This is a genomic window from Flammeovirga sp. OC4, from assembly GCF_000812565.1.
Lineage (GTDB): Bacteria > Bacteroidota > Bacteroidia > Cytophagales > Flammeovirgaceae > Flammeovirga.
In genome coordinates this window covers 262,678-269,173 of record NZ_JTAM01000006.1, presented here as the reverse complement: position 1 = coordinate 269,173, position 6,496 = coordinate 262,678, and the positions used below count along the sequence as shown (strand labels likewise).

At 37.1% G+C, this 6,496-nt stretch carries 3 protein-coding genes and 1 rRNA gene; all 4 read right to left on the bottom strand.

The genetic code is table 11. The features are described 5' to 3' along the window. A 16S ribosomal RNA gene (locus PL77_RS07390) occupies positions 1-788 on the bottom strand; the annotation flags it as partial. Between the two features lie 682 nt (positions 789-1,470). After that, positions 1,471-2,739 (bottom strand): cytosine permease, encoded by a 1,269-nt coding sequence (locus tag PL77_RS07385; RefSeq protein WP_044203331.1) that lies wholly within the window; start codon positions 2,737-2,739, stop codon positions 1,471-1,473. Beyond that, positions 2,732-3,739, bottom strand: coding sequence for a hypothetical protein (locus tag PL77_RS07380; protein WP_044203329.1), 1,008 nt, complete (start codon positions 3,737-3,739; stop codon positions 2,732-2,734). Before PL77_RS07380 ends, PL77_RS07385 begins: the two co-directional genes overlap by 8 nt. A gap of 239 nt (positions 3,740-3,978) precedes the next feature. Beyond that, entirely contained in the window at positions 3,979-6,351 is a 2,373-nt protein-coding gene (locus PL77_RS07375) for a TonB-dependent receptor (RefSeq protein ID WP_044203327.1), read from the bottom strand. Positions 6,352-6,496 lie beyond the last annotated feature (145 nt).

The window sequence follows — 6,496 nt, the reverse complement described above, 5'->3', positions numbered from 1 at the left end:
TCTAATCCTGTTCGCTCCCCACGCTTTCGTGCCTCAGCGTCAAATAACACCCAGTAAGCTGCCTTCGCCTTCGGTCTTCCTCCTCATATCTGTGCATTTCACCGCTACATGAGGAATTCCGCCTACCCATATGTATTTCAAGTCTTGCAGTATCAAAGGCAAACTCGGAGTTAAGCTCCGGTCTTTAACCTCTGACTGACAAAACCGCCTGCGCACCCTTTAAACCCAATAATTCCGGACAACGCTTGCACCCTCCGTATTACCGCGGCTGCTGGCACGGAGTTAGCCGGTGCTTATTCTTATGGTACCGTCAAGCACCCTCGCAAGGGTGAGTTTCTTCCCATACAAAAGAACTTTACAACCCGAAGGCCTTCATCGTTCACGCGGCATGGCTGGTTCAGAGTTGCCTCCATTGACCAATATTCCCTACTGCTGCCTCCCGTAGGAGTCTGGCCCGTATCTCAGTGCCAGTGTGGGGGACCTTCCTCTCAGAACCCCTACCCATCGTCGCCTTGGTGAGCCGTTACCTGCACCAACTAGCTAATGGGACGCATACCTATCTCTATCCGATAAATCTTTAATTATTAAGCAATGCTACTTTATAATACTATGGAGTATTAATCCGAATTTCTCCGGGCTATCCTCCAGATAAAGGTAAGTTGTATACGCGTTACGCACCCGTGCGCCGGTCGTCGACATTCTGCAAGCAGAACTCGTTACCCCTCGACTTGCATGTATTAGGCCTGCCGCTAGCGTTCATCCTGAGCCAGGATCAAACTCTCCATTGTAAAAATTTTCAGATCTTTACGATCAATGTTTTATACCTGTCTCTACGAACTTATTATCTAGTTAAAAGAATTAACTGTAATTGGGATCCGCTTTCGCTGATCTTATAATTACTTTTTCATTACATCAAAAGAACGTTTGAGCCGTTGCTCAATGATCTGTTTTTCAGATTTTTATTTTCGGTAAACACTTAGGTTTACCGCTACGTTAAACCGTTGTTTAACGCTACTTCTTTTCAGAAGCGAGTGCAAAGGTAAGAACTTTTTATTTTAACTTCCAAATCTTTTTTCAAAAATTTTTGAAGTTTTTTTTTCACTGATTTTCTCAACACTCAACACTCTGAATTTTCAACTCCAAAAGAAAAGTTTCAAAAGCCTTTCGTTAAAGGCGAGGGCAAAGGTAAGAAGAGAAATTTAATTTGCAATGCTTATTTTGTTTTATTTAGAAACTTAATTTGCATCGCTTTAATCAACTTAGAAACAAATTATTATGTCTCCCAAAAGTCTTCTTTTACATCATGTTTTTTCCTCAGCCGTTTGCTGAAGGGAGTGCAAAGGTAATAGAAGGTTTTTTAAATGCAATAACTTCTATGAAAAATTACATTAAATAAACGCAAATAAATTCAACATCAAAAAGGGACACAATACTTCATTAAAGATAACCTATTAATCAACAACGGATTAACTAGATTCTCTCTTGATTATAATTGATATACTTTGACCCAAAAAAATATATCATGCCTGCGATAATTAATGAATCAAAGAAGTAAATAGACGTGATTGTGATAGTTTCGTAGTAGCTCAATAATGAAATGCCACTACTGACCAACCATGCTGTTAATGCTAATATCCCCCATTGTGGTCTATCTTCTAATTGATAATTCTGCTTTTTGAGTAGGAAAAAATCTATAATATAGATTGCAGAAACAGATGGGGTGAATACTCCCAACAAGGAAAGGAAGTCAAATAAGTGATCTGAAAACCGACCTAATGCCAGTAATGTTCCTAATAAGCTTGTGATGATACAAAGCTTTTTGAATGTAAACTTTTCTGATATTGTAGAAAAAGTCAGCACCACTGAATAAAGGTTTGTGGCATTAGTCACCCAAGTGGTGATAAAGAGTAAAACAAATGCTGGTAAAATCAATCCCATCATCTGCATCATTTTCATTATATCTTTCTCCCCTGTATTGATCGCTAGGATGGCACTAATTAATAATACTAATGGAAATCCGAGTGTCACTCCTAATACTGATATTAAACTATGCTTATCATTATGGACAAACCTTGAGAAATCGGCCATTAATACAGGCAATAAAATGGAAGAGCCTATTAGAATGGAAGTCGCTTCGAATGTGGAAAGGGAAGGTAAAGTTGGGGTAAAGTTGAAAATCTTATTCCATGTCATGCTTTCATCAAAAGAGTAAAACATTACTCCTATTAAGAATAACAATAGAAATGGTACAAAGAAATTGGCGAGCCTTTCTAAACTTTTTATTCCATACATGGTGCTAAGCGTAATGATAATACTACTCCCAAATATGACTAACCAAAATGGTGTTTGAAATTCGAATAAGGATAAAGTGGTATCGTTGATGGCTTCGGCGAGTAATTCTAACGCCACTGCATACCAACCCAACAAACAAATACCGATCATTAGATTAATAAGTTTTACGCCTTTTACCCCAAAGGGAAAACTCAAAATCATATAAGTGGAAAGACGGCTTCTATTTCCGATTAGTGTGGTACAAAAACTCAGTATGGTAAGGACCAATGTAGAAACACCAAATGCGTAAAGTGCATTTTCAAACCCTGCCTCTAGTGTGATTTCCGACCCTAAGTATAAAATAGGCAAGCTCACTCCCGTCCCTGCTATGATGAGAGCAATTGCCCATCCACTCATAAAGTCCTTCGCTTCTACCTTAGAAGTTGTATACTGATTCTGATCACTCATAGGTTTGTTGGTCTGTTTGTTTTAGTTTGTCCGCCAAAGGTAATAAACTTGGTAAACATACTTCTCCGCCTTTGATGATCAAGGTATCGTCAAACTTTATCGTTACTTTTTCCACAATTCCATCAAAATGGGAAGCGGCCTCTTGACCATGTGGTGGCATATCCATCGGACTAGTGTAGCCAAATCCAAAATCAACACCGCCCCATACTCTTTCATCTTCAACAATATCTCCTGACAACTTAGTCACACCTGGATTTAAACCGATCATATTGTGGGAAATCTTGTACATGTTTTCATCCTTAAATGAAGAAATGTATTCTTTAAATTGATCCGCTTCTTTGTTGCCTTCAATTTTTACTATAGCTCCCTTTTCCATCAGAAACTCTACTCTGTTATCTCCTGAAAGATCCGCATTCATTAAAGTATCAAAAACGATCTTTCCTTCCATACTTTTCAATTTGGGAACAATATTGACGTAGCCAGGAGCAGTACCGAAAATGGGGTTAGAGTAGTCACCATCATCAATGTCAAAAGCATATGACAAATCAATGTCGTATTTCACATCAGTACCATTGGCACTTGAAATGTGAATGGTCTTGCTCCTTTTGGCTAAGTCCAACACCTCATTTAAAAGGTGTTTTAAAGTAGGTATATCAAAGTGAGTGAAAATTCTTAATAATGAATCAATAGGACTGTCTCCTAAAATTAGGTAGCGTAATTTCTTATTTTGAGCCATTGCGGTCTCCCAAATATCAGAATACAGCATGACGATAGATTGTAAATCGATCCACACGTCTACATTACACAATGCTGGGGTTAAGGCTTCGTGAGGCCAATATTTCATTCCGTCCTGCCCGTCGTATTTTGCTTGAGGCACGATCAAAACCAATGGCTTTGCTTTCAAATTTTCTACTTCTTTTGCTAATGCATTAACCAATTCCATATCTGAACCGGAATCTGCTGTCAATGCGACAATCTCCCCTTCTTGAACCTTAAACATGGTTTGAATAAGGGTCTCACAAAACTTCTGATATTTGTAATCCAAAATTGTACTACTTTTTTAAGGTGAAAGTTGCTCTAAATACAAGGACAAAAGAAAATGAAGAAATATGGTTCTTGTTGTGGTTCGGCGGACGTTGCAATGCAACGTCCCTACAGCGGTATCCAACATAAAGAATATTCTACCATGATGTCTTTTCTTCTATCCTTGTACTTATTTCACCTTTTATTATTTAATTCTTAAAATCTAACTGTCATTGCTGTTCCGAAAGATCTTGGCTGACCTCTCCAAGCTACATCATCAGGGCTACCCACAAATTGTCCTGGAGAAAATTCCTGATAGTATTGTTGGTTCATAATGTTATTGCCCCACACCTCAAATTCAAACATTTTGTAGCTCACTGAGAATCTTGCATTCAATAAATTATAAGCATCTGAAGTGTGTTCTGCTAAGTTGCTTTCATGCCAGTACGTTTTTCCAGTATGATCTAAATTGATAAAGCCGTTGAACCTCATTTCTTTTGTGATTTTGAATGAAGAAGAAAGGTTTACACCAAAATTGCTCACCGGAACGAATGGTGTTTTATTGCCATTGTATTTGCTATTGTCAGTCACATCCGAGTTTTCTCCGCCTGTTGTTCCTCCTTCTATAATCTCAGAGTCTGACATACCATAGTTAAATCCTAAATCAAGGTACTTACTCAAACGGAATTTAGTATCTACTTCAAAACCAATTACACGGCTTTTATCATAGTTATAAATACCGCCATAAAAATCAGTCAAGTCCAAAATGAATTGTTGCTGATTGGTGAAGTCTGTATAGAAAGCTGAACCGTTGATGATGATTCTTTCATTCCAAGCGGATGTTTTAAAACCAAATTCATAGTTATCCGTCAACTCGTCTTTAAAATCTTTATTGAATAAATTCGTCACTGCTGGGTTGAATCCTCCTGTACGGTATCCTTTTCCGTAATTGGCAAATAGTAAAATGTTTTCTTTGGCTTGATAAGATAATGAAGCTTTCGGTTGGAAAACGTTGTTTGATCTTGATGATTTTACGTCATTCAATCGGTCATCTTGTTCAAAGTTGTCAATATCAAATCTGAAACCTACTGATGCTGTTAGTTTGTTAGTAATTTTATAATCTAAAAACCCAAATAAAGCTACAGTTTGCGTTACGTTGGTAAGGTCAGCGGCAACGACATTAAACTGTTCCCAAGTATCATAATCTCTGACTAATCCATCTTGATAGAAAGGTTCGTCTACGATTTGGAAAAATCCACCAAAACTCCAATCCAATTTTGAAGCATTGTTTCTATTCTCAATTCTGATTTCTTGATTGAAAGTCGTTGAAGAAGTGACTTCATTTTGTGTAAAGTCATCATAAGGCAAGAAATCAAGGTCACCGTATGTTTTTCTATCCACTTGATTAAATGAAGTGATACTTTGAATATTAAAATGATCTGCTCTGTAATTGATCTTCATATTTCCGTTGTGATTGATCATACTTGATTGACCTAGCACATCACTTACAATCACATTATTGCCTTCTTTTGGATTGGGATCTAATATTCCACCTGGCTCTTGCACACCATCTACTTCATAACCCGTTGGGTTTACTGAATAATAAGCGGCACCACCTTCCAAATTAAAATGCTGATACGCTACTGAAACACTTAAACGATCAGTTAAATCGGCTTTCAGCTGACCTCTAATATTGAAATCCTTTCTGAAATCGACATATTCATTCAAATAGTCATTCATCAATAAACCATCTGAATCTTTGTATTGGGTAGAAAATCTATAATATAATTTATCATCAACGATTGCACCTGAAGATACAAATTGACCAGTTTTAGCATTTCCGTTGGCATAACCTACTTTCAGTTTATTACTCATAGTATTTGTAGGTTCTTGCGTATAAATATTGATCGCTCCACCAATCGCGTTTTTACCATACAGAGCACCTTGAGGTCCTTTTACCACTTCCACCAATGCCAAGTCATATAATTCTTGATTCAATAAACTTGGATCAGCAACTGTTACTCCATCAATTACAAATGCAACCGGTGCGTCTCCTCCTCTCAGTTGTGGAATACCACGTACAGAAATAAAATTGTTACCTACCGCTTGGGAAGTATTGAATTTCATATTGGGTACCAACGTCGCAAAAGCACTCAAATCAGTAATACCTGCATTTTTGATTCCTTCAGAATTAAGTGCCTGTACTGATTCTGGAATGACTTGAATCGATTCGGTTCTTCTTCTCGATTTACCCACAACTCCCATGAATCCTACAACATTCACTTCTTCCAGTTGTTGAGCATCTTCTTCTAATATGATTTCTAATTTATTCTGATTTACGACTTCAATTTCTTGAGTGATGAATCCAGTGTAAGAAATCACAAGTGTTGATTTTTCTGGAACGATGATTTCAAAATTGCCATTAAAATCCGTTACGGTTCCTGAAGTTGTGCCTTTCTGTATTACTGTAGCGCCTATTAATTCTTGATTATCGGCAGTAGTAACTATACCCTTGATGATAATATTTTGCGAAAAAACAGAGGTAGTAGTAAAAAAGACTAGTAAAAGTATTAATTGAATTTTTTGCATAATGATTGTCTTGAAAGTGATGAGTAACGTTAGTTCAGTGAAATGGACATTGAAATAACTTCGTAATTATACCTTAATCCTCTATTTTATTGTTTCTTTACAATTCCTAATTATTTATTTTTGAATTCCGATGTAATTTTTAGGA

Bases quoted from the DNA above. Each gene is read 5' to 3' on its own strand.
- PL77_RS07385 (WP_044203331.1), bottom strand. From the start codon at position 2,739: ATGAGTGATCAGAATCAGTATACAACTTCTAAGGTAGAAGCGAAGGAC.
- PL77_RS07380 (WP_044203329.1), bottom strand. From the start codon at position 3,739: ATGTTTAAGGTTCAAGAAGGGGAGATTGTCGCATTGACAGCAGATTCC.
- PL77_RS07375 (WP_044203327.1), bottom strand. From the start codon at position 6,351: ATGCAAAAAATTCAATTAATACTTTTACTAGTCTTTTTTACTACTACC.